25 protein-coding genes are annotated in these 25597 nt (G+C 33.6%); 12 read left to right on the top strand and 13 right to left on the bottom strand.

Features of this window, described 5'->3' with window-relative positions:
* Positions 1-6: 6 nt before the first annotated feature.
* From ASE21_RS20065 to trmD, 4 genes are all read right to left on the bottom strand, one after another.
* On the bottom strand, positions 7-2388 hold the full coding sequence (locus ASE21_RS20065) for a TonB-dependent receptor (protein ID WP_057124478.1): 2382 nt from the start codon (positions 2386-2388) through the stop codon (positions 7-9).
* A gap of 141 nt (positions 2389-2529) precedes the next feature.
* Positions 2530-4752 carry an NADP-dependent isocitrate dehydrogenase gene (locus ASE21_RS20070; RefSeq protein WP_057124479.1) on the bottom strand — a complete coding sequence of 741 codons (2223 nt, stop codon included), beginning with the start codon at positions 4750-4752 and terminating at the stop codon, positions 2530-2532.
* A gap of 280 nt (positions 4753-5032) precedes the next feature.
* The gene (gene rplS, locus ASE21_RS20075; protein ID WP_057124480.1) at positions 5033-5383 is read right to left on the bottom strand and encodes a 50S ribosomal protein L19; all 351 of its coding nucleotides are present in this window, start codon (positions 5381-5383) and stop codon (positions 5033-5035) included.
* Between the two features lie 226 nt (positions 5384-5609).
* A complete protein-coding gene (trmD, locus tag ASE21_RS20080; RefSeq protein ID WP_057124481.1) occupies positions 5610-6290 on the bottom strand; it encodes a tRNA (guanosine(37)-N1)-methyltransferase TrmD in 681 nt (226 codons plus the stop codon).
* Between the two features lie 1026 nt (positions 6291-7316).
* Between trmD and tnpA the strand changes: the two genes are divergently transcribed.
* The 8 genes from tnpA to ASE21_RS20120 all read left to right on the top strand — a co-directional run bounded on the left by tnpA (position 7317) and on the right by ASE21_RS20120 (position 13229).
* The gene (tnpA, locus tag ASE21_RS20085; protein ID WP_057124482.1) at positions 7317-7778 is read left to right on the top strand and encodes an IS200/IS605 family transposase; all 462 of its coding nucleotides are present in this window, start codon (positions 7317-7319) and stop codon (positions 7776-7778) included.
* A 30-nt stretch (positions 7779-7808) separates the two neighbouring features.
* Positions 7809-8714, top strand: coding sequence for an archaemetzincin (locus tag ASE21_RS20090; RefSeq protein WP_057124483.1), 906 nt, complete (start codon positions 7809-7811; stop codon positions 8712-8714).
* A gap of 1 nt (position 8715) precedes the next feature.
* Complete coding sequence (locus tag ASE21_RS20095) at positions 8716-9246, top strand: NADPH-dependent FMN reductase (protein ID WP_057124484.1); 531 nt, start codon at positions 8716-8718, stop codon at positions 9244-9246.
* 32 nt (positions 9247-9278) lie between these two features.
* On the top strand, positions 9279-10151 hold the full coding sequence (locus tag ASE21_RS20100) for a sugar phosphate isomerase/epimerase family protein (RefSeq protein WP_057124485.1): 873 nt from the start codon (positions 9279-9281) through the stop codon (positions 10149-10151).
* A 49-nt stretch (positions 10152-10200) separates the two neighbouring features.
* Complete coding sequence (locus ASE21_RS20105; RefSeq protein WP_057124486.1) at positions 10201-10551, top strand: cupin domain-containing protein; 351 nt, start codon at positions 10201-10203, stop codon at positions 10549-10551.
* Positions 10552-10693: 142 nt separating this feature from the next.
* Positions 10694-11848: an MFS transporter gene (locus ASE21_RS20110; RefSeq protein ID WP_242410312.1), complete on the top strand. Its 1155-nt coding sequence runs from the start codon at positions 10694-10696 to the stop codon at positions 11846-11848.
* A gap of 42 nt (positions 11849-11890) precedes the next feature.
* Complete coding sequence (locus ASE21_RS20115; RefSeq protein ID WP_057124488.1) at positions 11891-12823, top strand: peptidylprolyl isomerase; 933 nt, start codon at positions 11891-11893, stop codon at positions 12821-12823.
* Positions 12824-12920: 97 nt separating this feature from the next.
* The gene (locus ASE21_RS20120) at positions 12921-13229 is read left to right on the top strand and encodes a cytochrome c (protein ID WP_057124638.1); all 309 of its coding nucleotides are present in this window, start codon (positions 12921-12923) and stop codon (positions 13227-13229) included.
* 93 nt (positions 13230-13322) lie between these two features.
* On the opposite strand, the gene ASE21_RS20125 is transcribed toward ASE21_RS20120, so the two are convergent.
* Entirely contained in the window at positions 13323-13718 is a 396-nt protein-coding gene (locus ASE21_RS20125) for a GreA/GreB family elongation factor (protein ID WP_057124489.1), read from the bottom strand.
* 480 nt (positions 13719-14198) lie between these two features.
* A complete protein-coding gene (locus ASE21_RS20130; RefSeq protein ID WP_082603519.1) occupies positions 14199-15092 on the bottom strand; it encodes an alpha/beta fold hydrolase in 894 nt (297 codons plus the stop codon).
* A gap of 128 nt (positions 15093-15220) precedes the next feature.
* Here ASE21_RS20130 and ASE21_RS20135 point away from each other — a divergent pair, with 128 nt between their 5' ends.
* Positions 15221-15556 carry a tRNA-binding protein gene (locus ASE21_RS20135; protein WP_057124640.1) on the top strand — a complete coding sequence of 112 codons (336 nt, stop codon included), beginning with the start codon at positions 15221-15223 and terminating at the stop codon, positions 15554-15556.
* A gap of 93 nt (positions 15557-15649) precedes the next feature.
* Here the strand turns inward: ASE21_RS20135 and ASE21_RS20140 are convergent, their stop codons facing one another.
* The 4 genes from ASE21_RS20140 to ASE21_RS20155 all read right to left on the bottom strand — a co-directional run bounded on the left by ASE21_RS20140 (position 15650) and on the right by ASE21_RS20155 (position 19404).
* Positions 15650-16195, bottom strand: a complete 546-nt coding sequence (locus tag ASE21_RS20140) for an RBBP9/YdeN family alpha/beta hydrolase (protein ID WP_057124490.1) — start codon at positions 16193-16195, stop codon at positions 15650-15652.
* An 18-nt stretch (positions 16196-16213) separates the two neighbouring features.
* A complete protein-coding gene (locus tag ASE21_RS20145; RefSeq protein WP_057124491.1) occupies positions 16214-17044 on the bottom strand; it encodes an alpha/beta hydrolase in 831 nt (276 codons plus the stop codon).
* Between the two features lie 144 nt (positions 17045-17188).
* Positions 17189-17557 carry a PUR family DNA/RNA-binding protein gene (locus tag ASE21_RS20150; RefSeq protein ID WP_057124492.1) on the bottom strand — a complete coding sequence of 123 codons (369 nt, stop codon included), beginning with the start codon at positions 17555-17557 and terminating at the stop codon, positions 17189-17191.
* 68 nt (positions 17558-17625) lie between these two features.
* Positions 17626-19404 (bottom strand): ABC transporter ATP-binding protein, encoded by a 1779-nt coding sequence (locus ASE21_RS20155; protein WP_057124493.1) that lies wholly within the window; start codon positions 19402-19404, stop codon positions 17626-17628.
* Between the two features lie 203 nt (positions 19405-19607).
* Between ASE21_RS20155 and ASE21_RS20160 the strand changes: the two genes are divergently transcribed.
* The 3 genes from ASE21_RS20160 to yajC all read left to right on the top strand — a co-directional run bounded on the left by ASE21_RS20160 (position 19608) and on the right by yajC (position 22266).
* Positions 19608-20717, top strand: a complete 1110-nt coding sequence (locus ASE21_RS20160) for a Glu/Leu/Phe/Val family dehydrogenase (RefSeq protein WP_057124494.1) — start codon at positions 19608-19610, stop codon at positions 20715-20717.
* Positions 20718-20957: 240 nt separating this feature from the next.
* Positions 20958-21869 (top strand): transcription antitermination factor NusB, encoded by a 912-nt coding sequence (gene nusB, locus ASE21_RS20165; RefSeq protein WP_057124641.1) that lies wholly within the window; start codon positions 20958-20960, stop codon positions 21867-21869.
* Between the two features lie 121 nt (positions 21870-21990).
* On the top strand, positions 21991-22266 hold the full coding sequence (gene yajC / locus ASE21_RS20170) for a preprotein translocase subunit YajC (protein WP_057124495.1): 276 nt from the start codon (positions 21991-21993) through the stop codon (positions 22264-22266).
* A gap of 166 nt (positions 22267-22432) precedes the next feature.
* On the opposite strand, the gene ASE21_RS20175 is transcribed toward yajC, so the two are convergent.
* The 3 genes from ASE21_RS20175 to ASE21_RS20185 form a co-directional block, all read right to left on the bottom strand.
* Positions 22433-22993: a YdeI/OmpD-associated family protein gene (locus tag ASE21_RS20175; RefSeq protein ID WP_057124642.1), complete on the bottom strand. Its 561-nt coding sequence runs from the start codon at positions 22991-22993 to the stop codon at positions 22433-22435.
* 27 nt (positions 22994-23020) lie between these two features.
* Positions 23021-24298: a peptidase T gene (pepT, locus tag ASE21_RS20180; protein WP_057124496.1), complete on the bottom strand. Its 1278-nt coding sequence runs from the start codon at positions 24296-24298 to the stop codon at positions 23021-23023.
* 121 nt (positions 24299-24419) lie between these two features.
* Positions 24420-25562: a formylglycine-generating enzyme family protein gene (locus ASE21_RS20185; RefSeq protein WP_057124497.1), complete on the bottom strand. Its 1143-nt coding sequence runs from the start codon at positions 25560-25562 to the stop codon at positions 24420-24422.
* Positions 25563-25597 lie beyond the last annotated feature (35 nt).

Consider the following 25597-nt stretch of genomic DNA (forward strand, 5'->3'; position numbering starts at 1 on the left):
ATGATTTTAAAATTTAAAGTTATAACTAACGGCAGGTACGATTCCAAATATCGATAATCGTACGGCTTCATTTAATCCGGTATCTGCATTCTGCCTGAAGTTGATAGAAGCTGCGTTGCTGCGGTTGTATAGATTGCAAATACTAAAAACCCATTCTGCTTTCCAGTTTCTGCCTTTGTTGTTTCGCGGTGTAAGCGTGGCCGAAACATCTAAATGATGATAAGCCGGAAGACGATTTTCATTTCGCAAACCGTAACTCGGAACTGTAATTCCTAAATATTCATATTGTCCGTTTGGATACGTGACCGGCTGTCCGGACTGCAAAGCAAAGCTGGCTCCAAAAGACCATTTTTCGTTTAAGTTATAAGCTGAGGTTATGGCTAAATTATGTGTTTTATCATAAGCAGAACTGTACCATTGTCCGTTATTAATTCCGGGTTCTTCGGGAGTTCTTCCCGGAGTCTGCTGTTCCGATTTTGATAAAGTATAAGAAACCCAGCCATTAAATTTTCCTTCATTTTTCTTCACCATGATTTCTAAACCGTAAGCACGCATTCTTCCGTTTAAAATGACTTGTTCAATGGCATTATTGGCAATTAAATCGGCGCCGTCAATATAATCCAATCGGTTTTGAATTTTTTTATAAAAACTCTCTGCTTCAAGTGAATAAGCTCCGTCTTTTATATTCCTGAAATATCCTATCGCAACCTGATCTGCAATTTGAGGCCTGATGTAATTGTCACTCGGCATCCAGACATCAAGCGGAGTAGGAGATGAGGTATTTGAAATCAATTGAAGATATTGTGCCATACGATTGTAACTCGCTTTTATGGACTGATCTTCATTTAACTGATAAGAAACAGAAAGCCTTGGTTCTAAATTATTATAATTCTTAATTACTTTATTTTTACCAAAATATTTTGTCAAAGAGGGTGTTCCTTTTTCATAGATCTGCATATCCGAATCAAAAACAACCGGGCTGTCATTTTCATAATAATTTATAGTCGATGCGCCTAAACGGTAAAACAAACTGTATCGTAATCCGTAAGCTATGGTTATTCTTTCTGAAAGCTGATTTTCGGCATCTAAGTAAATTGAGGGTTCAAATGCATATTTTTTATCTAATTGATCCGGATTAATCCCGGAATCGTTAGAACTAGGTTTAATAGTTCCTGGGTTAAATTCATAATATATTCCATTCAGACCATAATTCAATTTGAATTTATCTGAAATATAATGTTTGAAATCATATTTGATATTGTAGTTCTTAATTCCCGAGTCCCATTTAAATCCTACGTAATCTAAGTCAAGTCCATAATAATAGTCGCTGTAAATCAAGGATAAATTAGAAAACAGTTTATCAGAATATAAATGATTCCAGCGCAGATTTAAAGTTGAATTTCCGTAAATGTTGGTAAAACTTTTGTTTAAGCTGAATACGTCCCGTCCAAAATATCCCGACAAATACAAATTGTTATTGTCGTTTAATTTATAACTTAATTTGGCATTCAGATCATAAAAGTAAGCCGAATTATCTTTGTTTTTTTCGGATAGTTTTAAGAATAAATGAGCATACGAGCCTCTTCCTCCAATCAAAAACGAACCTTTGTCTTTTACAATAGGGCCTTCGAGAAGCAATCGGCTTGAAACTAAACCAATTCCGCCATTTACATGAAAATCTTTACTGCTTCCGTCTTTTTGGTAAATATCTAATACAGAAGAAGCTCTTCCGCCAAAACGTGCCGGAATTCCTCCTTTATATAATTTTAAATCTTTTATGGCATCCGGATTAAAAACAGAGAAAAAACCAAAAACGTGAGAAGAATTAAAGATTGTCGCTTCATCCAGTAAAATTAAATTCTGATCTGCACCGCCGCCGCGAACATTGAAACCAGATGCGCCTTCGCCTGCATTGGTAACGCCCGGAAGCAATAAAATTGATTTTAAAACATCAACTTCGCCTAACACAACCGGCATTTTTTTAATGGTTGAAATCGAGAGTTTGTTGACACTCATTTCAGGCGATTTAATATTTATTTTTCCTTTATTGTCCGTAATTACAACTTCCTGAAGTTCTTCGCCGCTTTCGCTGATAGAGAAATTATTTTTGGTATTCTGGTTTAAAACAACAGTCTGCTGAATCGTTTGATAACCCACATAACTAATCTCAATTTGGTGTTCGCCCCGGGGAACTGTTATGGAATAAAAACCATATTCGTTTGTTGTTGTTCCAATTTTTAATGCCGGAATATAAATGTTGACCCCAATTAATGTTTCATTATTTTTAGAATCTTTTATAGTACCGCTGAGTGTAAATTTTTCCTGTGAAAAAGAAGTAAAAGCTGTAAAGATAATAATTAAAAAAAGGCTGATTTTTTTTGTAATCATCGTGCTGGTTTTGATATACATAGATAGTAATTCTTACTAAATATTACGGCCGAACTTTTGTTAAACATAAGTTAAGAATAAAAAAGGACAGCTTTGCGAGCTGTCCTTTTTCTATTGTGGTTAAACGCAGTGAAGCGAATACTATTTGATTTTTGCAATTATAGCATTGAATGTTTCACTAGGACGCATTGCTTTGCTTATTAACTCAGGAGTTGGCTGATAATATCCGCCAATGTTTTGAGCTTTTCCCTGCGCTCCAATTAATTCAGCATCGATTTTTGCTTCGTTGGCTTCAAATTCAGCAGCAATTGGAGAGAAAATGGCTTTTAATTCAGCATCTTTATTTTGAGCAGCTAAAGCCTGTGCCCAATAGAAAGCCAGATAAAAGTGAGATCCACGGTTGTCAATTTGTCCCACTTTACGAGCCGGAGATTTATCGTTTGCTAAGAATTTATCGTTTGCTTCGTCAAGAGTTTCAGCCAGAACTATTGCTTTAGAATTATCTAAAGTTTGTCCTAAATGCTCTAATGAAGCACCAAGAGCTAAAAATTCTCCCAATGAATCCCAGCGTAAATATCCTTCTTGTGTAAATTGCTCAACATGTTTAGGAGCAGATCCTCCGGCACCAGTTTCGAACAATCCTCCACCGTTCATTAAAGGAACGATAGAAAGCATTTTTGCAGAAGTTCCTAGTTCAAGAATTGGGAATAAATCTGTTAAGTAATCACGTAAAACGTTTCCTGTTACAGAAATAGTGTCTAAACCTTTGATAATTCTGTCTAAAGTAAATTCTGTAGCAGCAATTGGGTTTAAAATACGGATATCTAAGTTTGTAGTATCGTAATCTTTAAGGTATTTTTGAACTTTAGCGATCAATTCTCTGTCGTGCGCTCTGTTTTCATCTAACCAGAAAACAGCCGGGGTGCTGGATAGACGAGCTCTGTTTACAGCCAGTTTAACCCAGTCCTGAATTGGAGCATCTTTTGCCTGACACATTCTGAAAATGTCATTTGTTTCAACGTTTTGTTCCATTAAAACATTTCCATTTTGGTCAACCACACGAACAACTCCGTCAGCTTGCATTTGGAAAGTTTTATCGTGAGATCCGTATTCTTCTGCTTTTTGAGCCATTAATCCAACGTTAGGAACACTTCCCATTGTTTTAGGATCAAAAGCACCGTGTTTTTTACAGAAATCAATAGTTGCTGTATAAATACCGGAATAAGAGCGGTCTGGAATAACTGCGATTGTATCTTGTTGTTTTCCTTCTTTGTTGTACATCTGTCCTGAAGTACGGATCATTGCCGGCATAGAAGCATCAACAATAACGTCAGAAGGAACGTGTAAGTTTGTAATTCCTTTATCAGAATTAACCATTGCCAAAGCTGGTCCGTTTTCGATAGCTTTCGTAATGTCAGCTTCAACTTCAGCCTGTTCAGGTCTTCCAGCAATTTTTGCGTAGATATCACCTAAACCATTTCTTGTATCAATATTTAATTCTGCAAATAAAGTTTCGTATTTTTTGAAAAGATCAGCAAAATATACTTCAACGATAGCGCCAAAGATAATTGGATCTGAAACTTTCATCATTGTAGCTTTTAAATGCACAGAAAGTAAAACGCCTTCTTTTTTAGCTTCTGCAATAGCATCAGCAGCAAAAGCTTTTAATTTTTTTACACTTAAAACAGAGCTGTCGATGATTTCACCAGCTTTAAGCGGAGTACTTGCTTTAAGAACAGTTGTAGAACCATCTTTTGCAACAAATTCGATTTTTACATCGTTTGCTTCGTTTACAGTCAATGATTTTTCACTTCCGTAGAAATCACCGTTTGGCATAGAAGCTACTTTTGTTTTTGAGTCTGCAGACCATGCACCCATCGAGTGTGGATTTGCTTTTGCAAAGTTTTTAACGGCTCTTGGCGCTCTACGATCAGAGTTACCTTCACGTAAAACTGGGTTTACAGCAGAACCTAATACTTTTGCATATTTTGCTTTAATTTCCTTTTCAGCATCGTTTTGTGGATCTTCTGGGAAATTTGGAACGTTGTAACCGTGAGATTGTAATTCAGCTATGGCCGCTTTTAATTGCGGTACAGATGCTGAAATGTTTGGTAATTTAATAATGTTAGCTTCTGGTTTTGTAGCTAATTGACCAAGTTCTGCAAGAGCGTCACCTGTTTTTTGAGCATCTGTTAAAGACTCAGGAAAATTTGATAAAATTCTTCCTGCCAAAGAGATGTCTCTAGTTTCAATAGCAATACCAGCTGTAGAAGTAAAAGCTTGAACAATAGGTAATAAAGAATAAGTCGCTAATAATGGCGCCTCATCAGTTAAGGTGTAAAAAATTTTTGAATTCTGTGTCATTTTTTTTTTTTTTATAATCGTGTCGTCAAGAATGGCGATGTAAAGGTATGAGTTGGCTCAAAAATGAGCGGAGCAAATATAATAAAAACAGTCCGAAAACGGTGTAGTTTTATCTGGAAAAGGATGAATTATCAGATTGTTATTTCGAACTCATTAAATTATCAAATCGGCGATTTTGATATTAAAAAATTACGGTTTTGATACTGGATGCGATTAAGGCATAAAAAAAACTCGTTTCAAATGATATGAAACGAGTTTTTTATAACAGATTGATAAATGATTATCTTCTTTTATCTTTAATCTTAGCTTTTTTACCAGTAAGTTCTCTGAAGTAGAAAATTCTAGCTCTACGAACTGCACCTTTTTTGTTGATTTCGATTTTTTGTAAAGCTGGTAAGTTTACCGGGAAGATACGCTCAACTCCAATAGCTCCAGACATTTTACGAATCGTGAAAGTCTCTGTGTTACCAGAACCTCTTCTTTGAATAACAACTCCTTTGAAAAACTGAGTTCTTGTTTTTTCACCCTCTTTAATTTCGTAGAAAACAGTAATTGTGTCTCCAGCTCCGAAATCTGGGAAATCTTTTTTAGCAACGAATTCGTTTTGAACGAACTTTAATAAATCTGCCATGATAATTTTATTATTATAGTTTATTTAAAGCAACATACACGGATCTCGCCAGAGGTTGGTCTAATTCGGGTGCAAATGTAAAAAATAATTATAAATTATGAATTATAAATTGCATTTTTTTTAAGTTGTTGATAAATTGAGGTTAGTAGTAGTTTTTAGTCTCAGTTTTCAGTCTCAGTCTCAGTTTTCAGTCTGTAAACTGAGACTGAGACTGAAAACTAAAAAACTATTTCTCTTCCAGCAAATCAGGGCGCCTGTTTTTAGTATGTTCGTAAGCGGCATCTTCGCGCCATTTATCAATTTTGGCTGCATGCCCGCTTGTTAAAACTTCTGGAACTTTCCAGCCTTTATAATCTGCAGGTCTTGTATAAATTGGTCCTGAGAGTAAATTATCCTGAAAACTATCTGTCAAGGCAGAAGTTTCGTCACTTAAAACACCAGGAATTAAACGAATTAAAGCATCAGATAAAACCAAAGCACCTAATTCTCCTCCGGATAAAACATAATCTCCAATTGATATTTCTTTTGTAATGAAATGATCTCTAACACGCTGGTCAACACCTTTATAATGTCCACACAAAATAATAATGTTTTCGTACATCGACATTTTGTTGGCCATTTTTTGATTTAAAGTTTCGCCATCAGGAGACATATAAATTACTTCGTCATATTCACGCTGACTTTTAAGATGTGTAATACAATCATCAATAGGCTGAATTGTCATTACCATTCCGGCGCCGCCGCCAAACGGATAATCGTCTACACTTTTTTGTCTATTTGTACTGTAGTCACGCAGATTGTGAAAATGAACTTCGACCAAACCTTTGTCAATGGCACGTTTCATAATCGAAGCTTCAAAAGGACTTCTTAATAATTCCGGTAAAAGTGTAACAATGTCAATTCGCATTTTTCTTCAATAATTTGGTGCAAAGATACAAAGTTAAAATGTATAGTCCCTACGGGACAAAAAAATCGGCACGTACAAAAAATTTCTACCGATATTTTGTTCCTGGCGTAACATCTTTACGATGTCCATTATTTGAATTTTAAATAATTAATAATCTCGTTGAGATAAAATATTGTTAACCAAGATGGGATATAAAATGTATAGTCCCTACGGGACAAAAAATCGGTGCATACAAAAAAAATCTACCGATATTTTGTTCCTGGCGGAACATCTTTACGATGTCCATTATTTGAATTTTAAATAATTAATAATCTCGTTGAGATAAAATATTNAAAAAAATCTACCGATATTTTGTTCCTGGCGGAACATCTTTACGATGTCCATTATTTGAATTTTAAATAATTAATAATCTCGTTGAGATAAAATATTATTAACCAAAATGGGATATAAAATGTATAGTCCCTACGGGACAAAAAATCGGTGTATACAAAAAAAATCTACCGATATTTTGTTCCTGGCGGAACATCTTTACGATGTCCATTATTTGAATTTTAAATAATTAATAATCTCGTTGAGATAAAATAAAAAAATCTACCGATATTTTGTTCCTGGCGGAACATCTTTACGATGTCCATTATTTGAATTTTAAATAATTAATAATCTCGTTGAGATAAAATATTATTAACCAAAATGGGATATAGAATGTATAGTCCCTACGGGACAAAAAATCGGTGTATACAAAAAAAATCTACCGATATTTTGTTCCTAGCAGAAAATCTTTCTAACTCAATGTTTATAAATCAAAATATAGGTAGCAAGGAATCCCGTTAGGGATAAAATATCGGTAGAAAAAAATCACGCAACAGCTTATGTCCCATAGGGACTATATTCCGGCAAACTACACAAAGAAAGAATATTCTTTCTTTTTTAATATATTTGAAAAATGATTATCCTATTCCATTAGGAATAATATATAGGTAGAAAAGATAAAACAATAAAAAAAATGTCCCGTAGGGACTACACATAATGGCAAATACCTACACACAAATTCATATACATTTTGTTTTTGCTGTAAAATATAAACAAGCAGTTATACATGCAACCTGGAAAAATGATTTATACAAATACATTTCAGGAATTATCAAAAACAATAACCATAAATTATTAGCGATCAATGGTGTTTCTGATCATGTTCATATTTTGGTTGGAATACGTCCGGCTCAATCCATATCTGAACTGATGAAAAGCATAAAGCAAAATTCATCGAAATGGATAAATGAAAATAAATTTACCAAAATTCATTTTGAATGGCAGGAAGGATACGGTGCGTTTTCCTATAGTAAATCTCAATTAAGCGCAGTTGCGAATTATATAGAGAATCAGGAACAGCATCATAAAACCAAAACCTTTAAAGAAGAATACATCAATTTTCTCGAAAAATTTGAAGTTGATTATGATGAAAAGTTTATTTTTAAAGAATTAATTTGAAATAATCTTTTAAATCAATCTCCAAAATAAATGAAGAAAATAACCATCCTTATTTTTATACTGCTTTGCTGTTGTAACAAAGAAAAAACAGCAGAAACTTCAAAAGCAGGCTTAAAATTAATTCCGGAAGAAGATACTTATTTTAAGCAGATAAAAAATAATGATGTTAAACTTCCTAAACCTTCTTATGGAGACTGGCTGTTTTCCCATAACGAAAATGGACAAACTTTTGAACAATATTACAGGTCTAAGCATATTGTTCCAACTAAGGAGGAAAATATTATTTACATAAAACCGATTGGAAATTTTAATTCTCTGCAAAAGAAACAGATTCAGCTTGTTAATGAATATTTAGAAATTTATTTCCAGTTAAAAACAAAAACTTTAGAACCCATTTCTAATGATGTTGTGCCAAATTCTGCAAGACGAATGATTGAAGATCATGAACAATTATTGGCTGGATATCTTTTAAATGATGTTTTAAAAGAAGAAAAGCCTGAAAATAGCATTGCATTAATGGGACTTTCAGAATTGGATTTATATCCTAAACCGGAATGGAATTTTGTTTTTGGTCTGGCTTCATATAGAGATAAAGTAGGGGTAAGTTCAATTTACAGATTACAGGACGGAGAACTGACTACGGAAAATTTTAATTTATGTTTATCCCGATTACTTAAAATTAGTTCTCATGAAATTGGGCATATGTTTGGTCTGCACCATTGCACAAATGCAGATTGTGTAATGAACGGCACTAACAGCATGGAAGAAACAGACAGGCATTCGATAAGATTGTGTTCTGTGTGCCAAAGAAAATTAAATTCCTGTATTCAATACGATAACAAAAAACGATTAGCAGACTTAGAGCATTTTTTTAAAAGAAATAATCTAATCGAAGAATATCAAGCAATGAAAAAAGACATTTCGGTCATAGAATAAAATGAAAGCAATAAAAATTTTAGCCATAACAGGCAGTACAAGAAAAAACTCCAGTAATTTTAAAATCTTAAAGTATATTTCAGCGCATTTAAAAACGGATTTTGAAGTCGAAATATTTGAAGATTTAGGTCGAATTCCACACTTTAATCCGGACTTAGATACAGAAAACCCGCCTGAAGAAATTACTGTAATGAGAAATAAAATAGACGGCGCAGACGGAATTATTATCTGCACGCCGGAGTATGTTTTTAGTCTGCCGGGAAGTTTAAAAAATGTTTTAGAATGGTGTGTATCAACAACGATATTTTCTAATAAAAAGACAGGTTTAATAACCGCTTCGGCATCTGGAGAAATGGGACACGAGCAGCTTTTGTTAATTATGAAAACCCTTGAAGCTAAATTTGATACTAATACACAGCTTTTAATTCAGGGTATAAGAGGAAAAATCGATGCTGACGGAAAAATAATGAATGAAGAAACAGAAATTGCACTTCAAAACTTTATAAATAACTTTGAGAATCAATTTTTATAGTAGATTTACTTTTCTAAAATTCAGTACTCAAAATGGTTACAAGAAGAAACTTTATTATAAACACAAGTCTGGCTGCTACGGCTGTTCTGGCTTTACCGTCATTAGCATTTTCTATGAATAAAAAAGAAATAGGTTTGCAGTTATATACATTACGTGAAGAACTTCCGAAAAATGTAAAACAAACTTTAGAAAAAGTTGCTGCGTCAGGATATACAAATGTAGAGACTTATGGTTTTTCGATAAAAGATCAGTTTTGGGGTTTGTTTCCGGCTGAGTTGAAAAAGATTTTAGACAATAATAACCTAAAAGCAGTAAGTGGACATTATAATCTAGGAAGCTTTTTGTACGACGGAAATACAACAGAACTCATCGCGGCAATCGAAGCGGCGAAGATTTTAAAAAATGAATTTTTAACCGTTCCGTGGGTCGATGAACCTTTTAGGAAAAGTATCGACGATTATAAAAAGATTGCTGTGCGTTTAAATCAGGCCGCCAAAATGTGTGCAGATGCAGGTTTAAAATTGGCGTATCACAATCACGACTTTGAATTTAAAAAACATGACGATGTTACCGGCTACGAGATTCTTTTAAATGAAACCGATAAAAATCTGGTTTATTTTGAATTAGACTTATATTGGGTGGTTCGTTCAGGAAATGATCCGTTGAAATTATTCAAAGAAAATCCGGGACGTTTTAAAATGTGGCATATTAAAGATATGGACAAAACAAATAAGGCTTTAAACACAGAAATAGGAGCAGGATCAATAGACTTTAAACCTTTTTTTGCAGCGGCAAAACAATCCGGAATGGTGCATTTTTTTGTAGAACAGGAAAATAATTTTGCTGTAAATTCTTTTCAATCCATTCAAACAAGCTCTGATTTTATTTCAAAAGAATTGATCTAAAATCAAATCATCAAAATGTCTTATTTTTGTAAAAATAAATTTTAACATTATGCAGAACATCAAAACAAGCAAAGAATTTATAAAAGGAGATGAAATAGAGTGGGAAGTAGTTGGGGAAGGAATCAAACGAAAAATCCTTGCTTTTGATGATAAGATTATGCTTGTAAACGTACATTTTGAAAAGGGCGGAATTGGTGTTCTCCACGACCATTACCATTCTCAGGTAACATATATAGCAAGCGGGAAATTTGATGTAACGATAAGCGGCGTAACACAAACATTAAAAGAAGGCGATAGTTTTTATATTCCGCCTCATGCAGTTCATGGCGTTGTGTGCTTAGAAAGCGGAATGTTGACAGATGTTTTCAGTCCGGTAAGAGAAGATTTTTTAAAATTGTAAAACTTTTAAAATCAACTGAATATTTATTTTAGAAGCTCGATCTGATCTTACATTTAAAAATTTTATAACTTTTTTAAAGTTTTGATTAAGATTAGATCGGTATTTTTGCATCATGAATTTATCCAAAACCAACGTCCTTTTTATGGCAGTCTGCACTGGTCTTATAGTTGCAAATTTGTACTACTGCCAGCCTTTGATTGTTTTAATTGCCAACGAATTTAAAATTCCCGAAGCGAGTGCCGGGACAATTACGTATTTAACTCAGGCCGGTTATGCAATTGGGTTATTTTTTATGGTGCCTCTTGGCGATAAAATAGAAAGAAAGAAACAGATTTTAATGACTACTTTTGCCTCAGTAATTGCATTAATAATAGCAGCAACGGCAAAAAGTTTTCTCATTTTGCAAATTGCTTCTTTACTTATTGGAGTTACCTCTATTGTACCGCAGCTTATTCTGCCTTTGGCGGCTTCATTAAGCGCACCGGAACAAAGAGGAAAAGTTGTTGGAACTATAATGAGCGGTTTATTGGTCGGAATTTTACTTTCCAGAACGTTAAGCGGTTTTATTGGAGAAGTTCTTGGCTGGAGATCTATGTTTTATATCGCTGCCGGAATTTGTCTTTCCATCTTTTTTGTAATTCAGAGTAAATTTCCGGTAAACAAACCGCAGTTTCAGGGAACTTACGGGCAATTAATTCAGTCTCTTTTTACACTTATAAAAACACAGCCTGTTTTGCGTGAAGCCACAGCGATCAATGTTTTCAGTTTTGCTCAGTTTGGAGCTTTTTGGACTACAATGGTTTTGCTGCTTTCAGGAGAGCCATTTCATTTTAACAGTGCTACAATTGGTTTGTTTGGAATTGTTGGCGCATCAGGAGCTTTGGCCGCGCCTTTGGTTGGAAAAATTGGAGACAAAGGAAATTCAAGAATTGCTGTTGGTTACGGTTGTCTGTTGATTTTAATCAGCTTCCTGGTTTTTTATTTTTCAATCGAAAGTGTAATCGGAATTGCGATTGGAATTGTCTTTATTGATATTGGAATTCAGGGTGTTCATATTTCAAACCAAACAAGAGTTTATTCGCTATTGCCAGAAGCCAGAAACAGATTAAATACTGTATTTATGTCGTTTAGCTTTTTAGGAACTGCTGCCGGATCTGCTTACGGATTATTATTATGGAAATTAGGAGGATGGCATGCTGTAACTATTGGCTGTATGGTTTTATCTTTATTATCCTTAACAGTCTACGGCCTCACTTATAAATCAAAATCTAAAAAAGCGAAACCACAAATTGATTAAAAAATTAATTTGTAAATTTGCGTTCAAATTAAAAATAACAACATGGAAAACGGAATATACGCTAAATTCAATACTAGTAAAGGTTCGATTTTAGTAAAACTTACACACGACTTAACACCTGGAACTGTAGGGAATTTTGTAGCTCTTGCAGAAGGTAATATGGAAAATAAAGTGAAACCTCAGGGACAAAAATTCTATGACGGATTAAACTTTCACCGAGTAATTCCTGATTTTATGATTCAGGGAGGATGTCCTAAAGGAACAGGAACCGGAGATCCGGGGTATAAATTTGATGATGAATTTGTACCAAGTTTAAAACACGATCGTCCGGGAGTTTTATCTATGGCAAATTCAGGACCAGGAACAAACGGTTCTCAGTTTTTTATCACTCACGTTCCAACTCCTTGGTTAGACGGAAAACACACTGTTTTTGGTCACGTTGTTGAAGGACAAGATATTGTTGATGCTGTTGCTCAGGGTGATGCATTAGAATCTGTAGAAATTATCAGAGTTGGAGAAGAAGCTCAAAAATGGAATGCTATTGAGTCTTTTATTGGTTTAAAAGGTGCCCGTCTAAAAAGAGAAGCAGCTTTAAAAGCAGAATCTGAAGCAAAAATGGAGCAGTTAGCAGCTGGTTTTGATAAAACTGAAAGCGGTTTACGTTACAAAATGATCCAAAAAGGCGAAGGTAAAAGAGCTGAAGCAGGAAAAACAGTTTCTGTTCATTATGAAGGATCTTTAGAAAACGGAAAAGTTTTTGATTCCTCTTATCCACGTAAAAAACCAATCGAATTCAAATTAGGAATTGGACAAGTTATCGAAGGATGGGACGAAGGTATTGCTTTATTACAAGTTGGAGACAAAGCTCGTTTTGTAATTCCATCTGATTTAGCTTACGGACCATCAGGAGCAGGAGGTGTTATTCCTCCACACGCAACTTTGATTTTTGACGTTGAATTAATGGACGTAAAATAATAAGATAAGAGACAATTTAAAGTTGTTTTAAATAATAATCCCATTCGCAGGCCGAATGGGATTTTTTTTATATTTACTGAAAACAAACCAAATAAAAATGAAATTAAGAATATTAAGCATAGCGTTTATTATGCTGTTAGTAACGGCATGTGGTTCTAAAAAAACAACAGCTGCAGTCAGCGCACAAACTCAGGTTGAAACAAAAGCAGTAGCTGAATTAACACCAGAATTGGCAGAAGGTAAAAATTTATATGAAAACAGCTGCGCCAAATGCCATAAATTATACGAACCGGCTAAATTTAGTAAAGAAGAATGGCAGCCAATTTTAGTTCGTATGCAAAAGAAAGCAAAACTTGACGATGTGAAAATGGCTTCGATAACAAATTACATTCACTCACAATTGTAATTTACATTAAAAAACTAAAACCTGCTTAAAGCAGGTTTTTTTGTTTTCAAACAGATACAAAAAAAAACACCTTCACAATGAGGTGTTTAAAAGTTAAGAATGATGTACAGCCGAATTATCTACAGCAATTATTTTTAAGGTTTTAATGCCGGCCGGTAATTCCCAATCTACTTGGTCATTTTCTTTAAAACCAATAATTGCAACACTTAAAGGTGCTAAAATTGAAATTTTAGATTGTTTTACATCGGCAGATGAAGGCAGTACAATTTGAATTTTCATTTGCTTATTTGCTTTTACATCTTCGATTGTTACAAAAGAATTAATCCTGATTACAGTACTGTCGAGTTCGCTTTCTTTGCTTATTACGGCACGATCAAGTTCTTGCGAAAGCTGATTGGCTTCTTTTGTATTTGTCAAATTTTTACTTTTTAAAATCAATTCTCTTAAAAATTGATAATCTGATTTACAGAAAGTGGGTGTTGGTTTCATATCTATATTGAATTTATTAGTATTATTTGAGAGATTTTTTCTTCTTTTTTTCCTTTTAATGAGAGTTATTCCGCAGCCTAACTTAAAATGGGTGAAATGCGTAAAATGTTAATTTGAAAAACAAAAAAATTATCTGACCAAAATTGATTTTGTCAAATAAGTAAATGTTTAAACTGATATAAATCCTCCGCCTGAAAGAAGAAATGGAATAGACGGAGGCCTAATTAATAAAGGCCTTACTATGTGAAATAAATACAGCAGAAAGTACTTTTCCTGTAAAAAGAAAAAGCAAAGTAAAAACTGTAAGTATTGCTGCAGTGCTCAAGATTAGAGATTGTAAAATTAATCTCCAAAGATAGGTAAAGTTTTTCTTATAACTTAAAAAAAAAATTGCCCACAGATTTCGCGGATTTACAAATTAAAATAATTGTTGAATTTTTAATTTCTAAAATCCTTGAAATATATGGGCTGATATAATTTTTATGAATTTAAAAAATGAAGTAAATCGTCGTTTAATTTATCTCTGTCAGTATAGAATAACCCATGAGGTGCGCCTTCGTATACAATGAAAGTATTATGTGCAATTGCTTCTGATGCTTTTCTTGATGTTAAATCAATTGGAACAATTTTATCATCATTTCCATGGATGATAAGAGTTGGAACTGTTACGGTACTTAATTCATCCCTAAAATCGGTAAAAGAAAATGCTTCGGCACATTTTAAAGTTGCATGCGGCGACGCAAAAGAACAAAGCATTCTGTAATACTCTAGTAAAGCAGTACTTAATGGTTTATTGATAATGTTCACTCCAAAAAAAGTTTTCCCAAAATTATCTACAAAACCAATTCGGTCTTCCATGATAGCTTCTGCGGTTACTTCACTTTTTTCTCTCGGATGACCATCAGGATTATCTTCTGTTTTTAATAGAAAAGGAATAATAGAAGAAATCAATGCTGCTTTTGCGACACCTTTTCCTTTATACCTGCTAAAATAACGTACTACCTCTCCGCCGCCCATTGAAAAACCTACTAATGTCACGTTTTCCAATTGAAGCTGATCAATAATTTCACTTAAATCATCTGTTAAAGTATCATAATCGTATCCTTCCCAAGGCTGGGACGATTTACCAAAACCACGTCTGTCGTAAGCAATTACTCTGTAATTATTTTTAACCAAAAATTCAACCTGATATTCCCACATTTCGTTTGAAAGCGGCCATCCATGAATTAAAATGACTGGTTTTCCTTTTCCGTAATCTTTTACATAAAGCTTTACGTTTTTGGCAGTTTCGATATATTTATCTGTGTTAAGCTCTTGAATATCAAAATTTGAGTCTCTTAGAGAGGGATTGGCATTTACTACATTATTTTCCATTTTCTATATTTTTTACTAATTAGATACGAATGATGAAGAGTAAAATTACTTTTGAAGCTAAAAAAACAGGTTATAGAATTAGTAGTATTAATTATAAAATTTATAGGTTTGTAAATAAACAATTTAAAATGGATTTGACCTGGAATGAATTTGAGAGGACAGATATGCGCGTAGGAACAATTATTGAAGTAAATGATTTTCCTGAAGCCAGAAAACCTGCTTTTCAGCTCACAATAAATTTTGGTTCCGAAATTGGTATCAGAAAATCATCTGCACAAATTACAAAGCGCTATCAAAAAGAAGATTTAGTAAACCGGCAAATTGTAGCTGTTGTAAATTTTCCAAAAAAGCAAATAGGAAAATTTATGAGTGAATGTCTTGTTCTCGGCGCTGTAGGGGAGGAAGGAGATGTTATTTTATTAGCTCCGGATTTTAAAATCCCGAATGGATTAAGGATTGGGTGATTTTAGTTTTCAGTTTTCAGTCGCAATTTTCAGTTTTAAAAACAATTGTCACCCTGACAACCGCAAACCGAGACTGAAAACTGAGACTGAAAACTAAGAAATCTTCTCAATCAGCTTTTGTAAAATCTCCTGCCCTTCTTCCCAATATTTTAAGTCAGAATCAGAATTGATATGTCCTTGTTTTCCAATATTTACAAAATCACTTCCCCATTTTTCTGCAAAATATTGTTTTCTTTGGAATGAGGCATAGGGATCATTTTCGCTGGCTACCACCACTGACGGAAAGGGCAGGGTATAAAGCGGCATTGGCGCAAAATTCCTTATAATGTCTGGCGTATGTTCAGGCGAATCCACATCTGCGGGAGCGACCAAAAATGCACCGATGATATTTTTATTTGAATTTTTTTGTGCCCAGTGTAAAACCAGTGAAACAGCTAAACTATGGGCGACTAAAATTGTTGGATTTTCTAATTTAGAAATTTCATCATTTAAACGAACAATCCATTCCTCGAGGAGAGGTTCGTCCCAATTGTCCTGAACTATCCGAATCGAATTTTTAAATTTTTCGTGCCAAAACGTCTGCCAGTGCTTTTCTCCGGAATTTCCTAATCCGGGTAATATTAATAATTGTGTTTCCATTGCCGTGGAATTTATGTATTATTTTTTAGTTTGTTTTTCTTTTAGAATTCGATTGATTTCGTTTACTAATAACGGAAATCCCGGTTCTGTCATGCCGTGTCCATAACCGTCTAATTCATAAAGTTTAGTTTGTGTATGTCCTGCGAGTTTCATCATTCTGGCCATATAGGCATTTTCTTCATAGCGGCCTAACATTTCCAGTTCACGATCTCCGGTAATTAATAAAAGCGGCGGAGCATCCGCACGAACATGGTACAAAGGAGCAAAAGCATCAATTACGGGCTGTTTTTCCGGAATTCCGTTTTGTCTTCTAATTTCAAAATGTGTAATACACTGTCCGCTAAACGGGATAAGTCCGGCAATTTTATCAGCATCAATTCCTTCTTTCTGCAGCCATTTTTTATCTAAACCAACCATCATTCCCAAATAACCTCCTGCCGAATGTCCGGAAACGAAAATTAACGAATTATCACCTCCATAACTGGCAATATTGTTAAATGCCCAGGCCACTGCCGCAGCTGCATCTTCAATTGCTTTTTCAGCTTTTGCCTTAGGAGATAATCTGTAATTTACTCCAATTATCGCATAACCTTTATTTTTTAAAGCTTCCGGGATTTCTTTATTTCCGCCGGTTAAGCCGCCGCCATGAAACCAGACAATTGTGGCAAAACCTTTTGTGTTTTTTGGATAATAAATATCCAGAACACATCTTTCGTTAATATAACTGTCAGATTTGTTTACAGCTGCATTATAATATTGAATGTTCGATTTGGTTTCGTATTCTAACTTCTGGGCAAATGATGAAATTCCGAGAAATAAAAAGCTGATTAAAAGAAGTATTTTTTTCATCTTAAAATATTTAATTGTATTATCGATTTTAAATGTTTGAAAATCTACATTCTAAAATCTAAAATTGATAATTTAAGTGTATAAAAAAAGTCCAAAAATGCTATACATATTGGACTTGTACTTTTTGGTTAAAGTTATATTTGATTAGATATCGTCAAAATCAATATCAGTAAAGCTTGATCTTGGTGTATCTGCTTTATCAGAACCGTATTCTTTTTTAAAATCTTTTTGATGTCTTTCAGAGATTACTTCTTCGCCTTTGTGGTTCAAAACGTATGAAGTCATTTCTTCTAATATTTCAGCAAAAGCACTAAAATCTTCTTTGTATAAATAAATTTTGTGTTTTTTAAAGTGAAAAGAACCATCTTCTTCGGTAAATTTTTTGCTTTCGGTAATCGTGATATAATAATCGTCAGCCTTAGTAGCTCTCACATCAAAGAAATAAGTTCTTCTTCCTGCTCGTAATACTTTAGAAAAAATCTCTTCTTTTTCTAACATGTCATTTTCTCTCATAATACGTTCTATCATTTTTGGAATTAATAGTACTCAAAAATCATAAAAAATTATCTATTACGCAACAATTAAAGTAATTCTTTTTCCGAAAGTTGTTTTAAATATAACGATGCATAATAGCCTTCCTGATTTATTAATTGATTATGAGAGCCTTGTTGAATAATTTTGCCATCTTCTAAAATGATGATTTTGTCGGCATTTTTAGCTGAAGAAACCCGATGACTGACAATGATTGTAGTTTTATTTTTACAAAATTCAAATAAATTATGTAGGATAGTTTCTTCTGTTTCAGTATCAACTGCAGACAAACAATCGTCAAAAAGTAAAATCGCCGGATTTTTTATAAGAGCTCTTGCAATCGATACACGCTGCTTTTGTCCGCCCGAAAGTGTAATCCCTCTTTCTCCTAAAATAGTGTCATATTGTTTATTAAAAGCAATAATATTATCATGAACTACAGCATTTTTTGCTGCCTCGATAACTTCTTCATCCGTAGCATTTTGATTCCCGAATTTGATGTTATTTTTGATAGTGTCAGAAAACAGGAAAGCATCCTGAGGCACAATTCCGATGCTGTTTCTTAAATCATTTAAATTTAAAGAACTGATTTCGTTTTGGTCAATTGTAATCTTTCCTTCGCTAACATCATACAAACGTGAAATTAGAGATAAAATAGTCGATTTCCCCGAACCGGTTTTTCCTAAAATTGCCAGCGTTTCTCCATTTTTTACTGTGAAAGAAATATTTTTTAAAGCTTCGATATTCGTATCTTCATAAGTATAACTTACATTTTCAAAAGCAATAGAACCGCGAATCTCCGATGAATTTTCATTGTTATTTTTAATTTCCGGTTCAATTTTCAAAAATTCATTTAAACGTTTTTGAGAAGCTTCGGCTTCCTGTACCATTGATGAAACCCATCCTAAAGAGGCAACCGGCCAGGTTAACATGTTTACATACAGAATGAACTCGGCAATTGTACCAATATTTTGAATAGTACCGTTGATGTACATCATACCTCCAAAATAAATTACGACCAAATTACTAATTCCGATAAGCGCAATCATTAAAGGACCAAAAAGCGATTGTACTTTTGCTAAATCTAAACTTTTGCGTTTGCTTTCTTCCGAAAGATTTACCATGTTATTTTGATGCTGATTTTCCAGCGAATACGCTTTTATCACTCTGATTCCGGAGAAAATTTCCTGCGTAAAACTCGAAACTTTAGATAAGTATTGTTGAAAAGTGGTGCTTCGTTTATTGATTTCAGAACTCAGTTTAAAAATACAATAGGACAGAATGGGCAATGGCAGTATTGTATATAAAGTAAGTAGAGGCGAAACATTATACATATATATTAGTACGATTGCAAAACGTATAAATGTATTTATGGTATACATTACGGCCGGACCAACGTACATTCTAACTTTTGACACGTCTTCACTGATTCTGTTCATTAAATCTCCCGTGCGGTTTTGCTTGTAAAAGTTTTGAGAAAGTTTTTCGTATTGTTTAAAAACTTCATTTTTTAAATCAAACTCAATATGGCGGGACATTACAATTAATGTCTGGCGCATTAAAAAGGTTAAAAAACCTCCAATAATGGCACTTCCGGTGATTAAGAGCACGTTATGAATTAATTCTCTTTGATAAAAATCAACAATTATAGAAGATTTCTGATCGGCATCGGATAATTTTAAAAACTTTTCTATAATGTCAAAAGAGTGACTTACAAGCTTTGGAGTAAATAAGAAAAATATTTGTGCGATTATGGTTATTAAAATTCCAAAGGAAAAACTGAATTTATATTTAATGAAATATTTGTTTAAATAGCTTAATTCTTTCATTTTTTTAAGAGATTCAATATTGACTTGATTTAATTTTATGAATTATTCTTAATTAAAAGTATAATAAAATGCAATCTGATCAAAATAAATATTTTGTATAATTGTTATTTTAAAGATAAAAAATTAGCACATGTATATTTTTTGTTTATGTTTGAGTTGTCTTTTTGACAAATTCATAATTTAAACAACTAAATAGTAACGCTATGGACGCAACTTTCGCAACTGGAAAGGAACTTCAAAAAATGGATCCTGTTTTTGGTCAGTTATCTTTTGATGATCACGAACAAATTGTATTTTGCAATGACAAAGATACAGGTTTAAAAGCAATTATTGGTATTCATAATTCGGTTATGGGTCCAGCTTTAGGAGGTACTAGAATGTGGAATTATAATACGGAATGGGAAGCATTAAACGATGTTTTACGTCTTTCAAGAGGTATGACTTATAAATCTGCTATTACCGGTTTAAATATTGGTGGTGGAAAAGCGGTAATTATTGGTGATGCCAAAACGCAGAAAACACCAGAATTGATGCGTAAATTTGGTGAATTTGTTCACTCTTTAAGCGGAAGATATATTACAGCTGAAGATGTTGGAATGGAAACTAAAGACATGGACACTGTAAGAGATGTTACGCCTTACGTAACGGGAATCTCTGAAGAAAGAGGCGGTTCTGGAAACCCATCTCCTGTAACAGCTTACGGAGTTTATTTAGGAATGAAAGCGGCAGCAAAAAGCCAGTTTGGTTCTGATGTTTTAGAAGGTAAAAAAGTTTTGGTTCAGGGAATTGGACACGTGGGTGAAACTTTAGTTGAATATTTAACGAAAGAAGGAGCGCAGGTAACAATTACAGATATAAACGAAGAAAAATTATATCAGGTTGCTTCAAAATATAATGCTTCAATTTATACAGGCGAAGATTTATATACTGCAGATGTTGATATTTATGCGCCTTGTGCAATGGGAGCAACAATTAATGACAATACAGTAAATAAAATTAAAGCTAAAGTTATTGCCGGAGCTGCAAACAACCAGTTAGCAGATGAAAATGTTCACGGCCCAAGATTGCAGGAAAGAGGAATTTTATACGCTCCGGATTTCTTAATCAATGCCGGTGGAATCATCAACGTTTATGCTGAATTGGAGCATTATGGCAAAGCGGAAATCATGTCGAAAACAGAAAACATCTATAACACTACTTTAGAAATTATCGATTACGCTGTGAAAAACGGAATGACAACTCACAAAGCTGCCCTTACAATTGCTCAAAATCGTATTGATGCGAGAAAAATTGAAAACGCTGCTAAGAAATAATTTTTTTTGTAGTTTACAATCTCAGTCTCAGTTTTCAGTTAATCTGGAAGCTGAGATTTTTTTTATATGGATACTGCGGCTGAGGCTTATTTTTTTTGAATAAAACTGAATACTGCGACTGAATACTGTGACTTTTTTACGAATTAATTTTAAAATACGCATCTAAAGTTATACTTTTGCAGACTAATTTTTAAATGTTCTTACGAGGTGGTAAATAGAAGACACATACGCGTTAAAGTAATGCAATCCATTTATGCAATGCACCAAAGCGGTTCTGATAATATGGAAAAAGAAGAAAAATTCCTTTTTTACAGTATTGATAATATTCAGGACTTATACCTTATAATGCTTTCTTCATTAATTGAAATTTGTAAAAAAGAATCTGTATTTCTGCATCTTTCAAGTAAAAAACATCTTGCAACTCCTGCAGAACGTAATCCGAACGAAAAGTTTATCAAAAACAAAATCTTTCAGCTTCTTGCCGAAAGTAATTCTTTAAGCATTGCCCTGGAAAACAGAAAAATCAATAATTGGTCATTAAACGACGATTATATCATTTTACTTTTAAATGATATTAAAGCAAGTGATTTGTATAAAAAATACATGAGCAATAATATCAATACTTTTGAGGAAGACAAACAATTTATCGTTGATTTGTTTTCTGAAGTTATTGTTCCAAATGATAAATTATATGAGTATTTAGAAGATGATAAGCTGACCTGGGTTGATGATATTCCGGTGGTTAATACACATATTATCAAGCAGCTAAAAGCAATTAAAACAGAAGATCCGGACGACTTTAGAGTTCCAAAATTATACAAAGACGTTGAAGATAAAGATTTTGCTAAAGATTTGTTTAGAAGAACAGTTTTAAACGAAGCTGTTTTAGCAAAAGAATATGATGATAAAACACCAAATTGGGACAGCGAAAGGATTGCTGAAATTGATACCATTATTTTAAAAATGGCCATCTGCGAATTTTTAAAGTTTCCTTCAATTCCTGTAAAAGTAACTCTTAACGAATATTTAGAAATTGCTAAAGAGTATTCTACACCAAAAAGTAGTATTTTTATCAACGGAATTTTAGATAACCTTGTTAAAGAACTTGAAGCCAATAAAAAAATGGTAAAAGTGGGAAGAGGATTAATGTAAATAGAATAAATTTCGATTTATAAATTTCCAAATTCCAATTGTAAAGTGAAAAAAGATTAGTCTCTTAGCGAAATCAAAGAGTCATAAAATATTAATATAAATCCAAAAACAAAATTTAATTATGGGACAATTAGGTCAATTTGCGCCATTCCTTTTAATGTTTGTAGTAATCTATTTCTTTATGATTAGACCACAGCAAAAAAGAGCAAAAAACGAAAAAGAATTTGAAAGCAGCCTAAAAGTAGGTGACAGAATAGTTACAAAAAGCGGTTTCCATGGTAAAATAGCTGAATTAGCAGAAACTACTGTTGTAATCGAAACAATGTCAGGAAAATTAAAATTAGAGCGTTCTGCTATTTCTTTAGAATTAAGCGCTGCTTTGAATAAAAAAGCTTAAGGTTTTTAAATTCCAAAAAATAAATCCCAAATTCCAAATGGAGTCTGGGATTTTTTTGTTTCTGATGATATACTCTATGCGCAAAAGAAAAACCTTTTAAAGTTTTAAACTTTGACAAAGTTTTTACAGCCTGGAATTTGAAATTTAAAAATTGGAATTTTAAAAATTATCGGTATTTATCATTCAGTCCAATATTTTCTAAAATCATTGGGATAACTTTTTCAATTCTCGAAATCTTAGTTTTTTCCTGTTTAGCGCTTTCAATATATTCTAAAAACTCATATTGTTTATAGGGACTAAACTTTTGAAAAGCTGCTGCTAAAGCCGGATTTTTGTCCATTTCGGCATTAAGAAGTTCTGAAACTATTGTTTCTTTTTTGGAAGGTTTTATAACTTTTCCCTGCTTTTCATTTTCAATAGCTTCTTTTATGTATTCTAAAATTGCGGCTTCGTCTATTTCTTCTATAGAAGCAAAACGCCACTGTCTCAAAGATTTTGTGCGGTCTTCCTGAGCATTAATTAATTTCTTTTTTTCATCTTTTAGGAAAACGCCATTAAAAAACCACAAAGCAAAATATTCCTTAAATCCGCCAATTCCAACAACATTTCTTTTATCATAAACATACACAGTTCCGCCCCATTTTGTGGTTTCAGTCAGCTCTGTTTTGTCAATAATTGTTTTCAGGCGAACCAATTCCTCTTCCCATTGCCCGCCATATTTCCACATGCCTTTATTTTCGGATTTTGTTTCCAATTATTTTCTTTTTTTAGAATTTTCAGCTGCTTCAAAAAATCCCGGAATTGCAGTAAGTTCAGCAATTTTAACAATTACTTCTGTTGCTTTTTGAATACTTTCTGCGGGAACATATTCGTATTTTCCATGGAAATTGTGTCCTCCCGCAAAGATATTTGGGCAAGGCAATCCCATGAAGGATAACTGCGAACCATCAGTCCCGCCGCGAATAGGTTTTATAATTGGTTTGATGTTTAATTCTCTCATCGCTTTTTCGGCAATATCTACAATATATTTTACAGGAAGTACTTTTTCCTTCATATTGTAATATTGATCTTTAATTTCTGCAATTACAATATCTTCACCGAATTTCTTCGCAAATTTTTTATTGAATTTTTTTGCGATTTTAAGAATGAGTTCTTTTCGGTTTTCGAATTTCTTTTTGTTGTGATCGCGAATAATCAGTTCCAAAACAGTTTCTTCAATATTTCCTTTAATATGATGAACATGAAAAAATCCTTCGTAACCTTTTGTTTCCTGAGGAGTTTCTCCTTTTGGAAGCTCGTTGATAAATTCGTTTGCTAAAAGCATAGAATTGATCATTTTTCCTTTTGCATAACCCGGGTGAACGCTTTTTCCTTTAAAAGTGATTTTAGCGCCTGCAGCATTAAAATTTTCATATTCTAATTCGCCAATCTGGCTGCCATCCATTGTATAAGCCCATTGCGCGCCGAACTTCTCCACATCAAAATGATGCGCGCCACGGCCAATTTCTTCATCCGGAGTAAAACCAATTCTGATTTTACCATGCTTAATTTCAGGATGTTGAATCAAATATTCCATTGCAGAAACAATTTCTGTAATTCCGGCTTTATCATCGGCACCTAATAAGGTTGTTCCGTCTGTTGTAATAATGGTCTGACCTTTATATTGTAATAAATCTTTAAAGTAGTCTGGAGAAAGAATTATGTTTTTTTCTGCGTTTAGCACAATATCTTTTCCGTCATAATTTTCTACAATCTGCGGTTTGACATTTGCTCCGCTTAAATCCGGTGAAGTGTCAAAATGTGAAACAAATCCAATTGTTGGAACTTCGTGGTCGACATTGCTCGGCAGAGTTGCCATGATATAAGCTTTGTCATCTATAGTAACATCCTGCAGTCCAATTGTTTTTAGTTCTTCTACTAATTTATTGGCCAGATTCCATTGTTTCTCTGTACTTGGGGTTGTTTTTGAATTCGGATCTGATTCAGTATCAATTGTTACATAACTGATAAAACGATCTATGATATGTTGCATTTCTATTTCTTTTTAGCAAATATAGGCATTTTTTTTAGCAGGTATATTTTGAGGTTTATCTTCAAAAAAATTAAAAAGGATTCTGTTTAAAGAATCCTTTTTAATCGTGTTTTTTATCTCTTTAAATGCTTTTTACACATCTAAAACCCAGATGATTGGCTGCAGATCGGACTTCTCCTTTTCCTCTTGTTCCCACCATGTATCGTGTACAATATTGATCTGTACATAAAAAGGAACCGCCGCGGTGTACTCTTTTTATTTCACTTGGATCTTTTGGATCATTATATGCATCGGGTCCCTGCGGATTTCTGGCTACTTTTCCGCTTTCGCTTAATGTTTTGTAATAATCAACGCTGTACCAGTCATTTGTCCATTCCCAGACATTTCCGGCAACATCATATAAACCGTAAGCATTTGGAGCATATTGGGCAACCGGAGCAATACCTTTAAAACCATCTTCTCCGGTATCGCCATCTTTTATCGGAAAATGTCCCTGATAGATATTAGCCTGAAATTTTCCTTTAGGCTTTAAAATATTTCCCCAGGCATAAATTTCTCCGGTTTTCCCGCCTCTTGCCGCAAATTCCCATTCGGCTTCAGTCGGAAGTCTTTTTCCAGCCCATTTTGCGTAAGCAGCAGCATCTTCATATGTGATATGTACAACCGGATATTTTTCTTTTCCTTTAATAGAACTTTGAGGTCCAAGCGGATGTCTCCAGTCGGTTCCGCCTACGTAAGACCACCATTGCAGGTAATTGTTTAAATTGACCGCAGATGGAGTGGGAGTAAATATTACTGAACCTGTAATTAAATCTTCTTCGGCAGCTGTTGGAAATTCTTCTTTAGTAGGTTTTTGTTCTGCAACTGTAATATAACCCGTTGCTTTTACAAATTTGTCATATTCTTCATTTGTAACTTCAGTTTTGTCCATATAATATCCATCAACATAAACACGATGAATAGGAGCAGCGTCTTTAGTTACTCCTGACAAACTGCATAAACTTTCATCTTCAACATTGCTTCCCATAGAGAATTCACCGCCCGGAATCCAAACCATTCCTTCTGGAGCTTTTCCGTTTGGTTTATTTTTGTTTTCGATTGTAGGTTTAAATGCCGATGCATCAGCAGGATTTGGAGTTTCATGACATTCCATTGCCGTTTCCTTAATTTTTTCTTTTGGTGTAATCAGTTTTGTTACGCCATAAGTAATTGAAATTATGGAGATTGTTAATATTGCGAAAATCCAAAAGGTTTTATTTTTCATGATACTATTTTTTTAACGGTATGGTTTGTCAAGCA

Source organism: Flavobacterium sp. Root901, from assembly GCF_001429765.1.
Taxonomy (GTDB): Bacteria; Bacteroidota; Bacteroidia; order Flavobacteriales; family Flavobacteriaceae; genus Flavobacterium.

Coding starts and splice junctions, on each gene's coding strand:
- ASE21_RS20185 (WP_057124497.1), bottom strand. CDS start 25,562: ATGAAAAATAAAACCTTTTGGATTTTCGCAATATTAACAATCTCCATA.
- ASE21_RS20130 (WP_082603519.1), bottom strand. CDS start 15,092: ATGGAAAATAATGTAGTAAATGCCAATCCCTCTCTAAGAGACTCAAAT.
- ASE21_RS20175 (WP_057124642.1), bottom strand. CDS start 22,993: ATGTGGAAATATGGCGGGCAATGGGAAGAGGAATTGGTTCGCCTGAAA.
- ASE21_RS20125 (WP_057124489.1), bottom strand. CDS start 13,718: ATGAAACCAACACCCACTTTCTGTAAATCAGATTATCAATTTTTAAGA.
- ASE21_RS20070 (WP_057124479.1), bottom strand. CDS start 4,752: ATGACACAGAATTCAAAAATTTTTTACACCTTAACTGATGAGGCGCCA.
- ASE21_RS20100 (WP_057124485.1), top strand. CDS start 9,279: ATGGTTACAAGAAGAAACTTTATTATAAACACAAGTCTGGCTGCTACG.
- ASE21_RS20115 (WP_057124488.1), top strand. CDS start 11,891: ATGGAAAACGGAATATACGCTAAATTCAATACTAGTAAAGGTTCGATT.
- ASE21_RS20135 (WP_057124640.1), top strand. CDS start 15,221: ATGGATTTGACCTGGAATGAATTTGAGAGGACAGATATGCGCGTAGGA.
- ASE21_RS20140 (WP_057124490.1), bottom strand. CDS start 16,195: ATGGAAACACAATTATTAATATTACCCGGATTAGGAAATTCCGGAGAA.
- ASE21_RS20155 (WP_057124493.1), bottom strand. CDS start 19,404: ATGAAAGAATTAAGCTATTTAAACAAATATTTCATTAAATATAAATTC.
- ASE21_RS20110 (WP_242410312.1), top strand. CDS start 10,694: ATGGCAGTCTGCACTGGTCTTATAGTTGCAAATTTGTACTACTGCCAG.
- rplS (WP_057124480.1), bottom strand. CDS start 5,383: ATGGCAGATTTATTAAAGTTCGTTCAAAACGAATTCGTTGCTAAAAAA.
- ASE21_RS20120 (WP_057124638.1), top strand. CDS start 12,921: ATGAAATTAAGAATATTAAGCATAGCGTTTATTATGCTGTTAGTAACG.
- ASE21_RS20145 (WP_057124491.1), bottom strand. CDS start 17,044: ATGAAAAAAATACTTCTTTTAATCAGCTTTTTATTTCTCGGAATTTCA.
- pepT (WP_057124496.1), bottom strand. CDS start 24,298: ATGCAACATATCATAGATCGTTTTATCAGTTATGTAACAATTGATACT.
- trmD (WP_057124481.1), bottom strand. CDS start 6,290: ATGCGAATTGACATTGTTACACTTTTACCGGAATTATTAAGAAGTCCT.
- ASE21_RS20095 (WP_057124484.1), top strand. CDS start 8,716: ATGAAAGCAATAAAAATTTTAGCCATAACAGGCAGTACAAGAAAAAAC.
- nusB (WP_057124641.1), top strand. CDS start 20,958: ATGCAATCCATTTATGCAATGCACCAAAGCGGTTCTGATAATATGGAA.
- ASE21_RS20105 (WP_057124486.1), top strand. CDS start 10,201: ATGCAGAACATCAAAACAAGCAAAGAATTTATAAAAGGAGATGAAATA.
- ASE21_RS20160 (WP_057124494.1), top strand. CDS start 19,608: ATGGACGCAACTTTCGCAACTGGAAAGGAACTTCAAAAAATGGATCCT.
- ASE21_RS20065 (WP_057124478.1), bottom strand. CDS start 2,388: ATGATTACAAAAAAAATCAGCCTTTTTTTAATTATTATCTTTACAGCT.
- ASE21_RS20090 (WP_057124483.1), top strand. CDS start 7,809: ATGAAGAAAATAACCATCCTTATTTTTATACTGCTTTGCTGTTGTAAC.
- yajC (WP_057124495.1), top strand. CDS start 21,991: ATGGGACAATTAGGTCAATTTGCGCCATTCCTTTTAATGTTTGTAGTA.
- ASE21_RS20150 (WP_057124492.1), bottom strand. CDS start 17,557: ATGAGAGAAAATGACATGTTAGAAAAAGAAGAGATTTTTTCTAAAGTA.
- tnpA (WP_057124482.1), top strand. CDS start 7,317: ATGGCAAATACCTACACACAAATTCATATACATTTTGTTTTTGCTGTA.